This is a genomic window from Micromonospora sp. AMSO12t, assembly GCF_008806585.1.
Classification (GTDB): Bacteria; Actinomycetota; Actinomycetes; order Mycobacteriales; family Micromonosporaceae; genus Micromonospora; species Micromonospora reichwaldensis.
Window position 1 is genome coordinate 1 of the sequence record NZ_WAAS01000546.1, and the last position, 790, is coordinate 790.

Here is a 790-nt window from a genome sequence, read left to right on the forward strand (position 1 = left end):
GCGCCCGCCACGGGCGAGCGCGCGACGGCCGGCGACCGCGCGGCCGTTGGCGACCGGCTCGCCGGCGTCGACCGCGCGTTGGGGGCGGACCGCGCCTTCCGGGACGACCGGGACGCCGATCCGGTCGCCACCGGCACGGACGGCGCACCGGGGGAGTTCGGCCAGGACCGCGCCGCCGGTGGGCCGGGCCAGGGCCGCGCCCCGGACGGCCCCCACGCGGAGCGGACGCTGGGCGCCCCCGGCCAGGACCGCGCGCCGGGCGGTTTCGACCGGGACCGCACGGCGGCCGGATCCGACCGGGACCACAGGGCGCCCGGGTTCGAGCAGGAGCGCGCGCCGGGCGGGTTCGACCGGGACCGCGCGCCGCACGCCGCGGGGCACGAGCGGGTGGGGCGTGGCTTCGGCGCGGACCCGGGTGCCGACCGGTCCCCGGTCGCCGAACCGGCGGCCGGTGCGCAGCACGTTCCGGGCGGCGACCGGGAACCGTCGTCCCGGTCGGAACCGGGCGGTTCCCGACAGTCGGCCGCCGAGTGGCCGCCGAGCACCGAACCGGACTGGACCGGCCCGAACTGGAACCGCCCGAGCTGGGGTGCCGCGTGGGCGCCGCCCTGGTCCCGGGAGGAGGCCGAGCCGGTGGGCCGTCGCTCCCGGGAGGACGCCGAGCCGGCGGGGCGCCGAGCCCGCGAGGAGCCCGAGCCCGTCGGTCGCCGGTCCCGCGAGGAACAGCCGCCGGCCTGGGCCGGTGAGCCGCAACGACCGCACGAGCCGTCGCGCGCCGAGTCTCCCCGCC

At 81.8% G+C, this 790-nt stretch carries 1 pseudogene; it reads left to right on the forward strand.

The features are described from left to right. Positions 1–790 (forward strand): annotated as a pseudogene (locus F6X68_RS33840) (hypothetical protein); the annotation flags it as partial.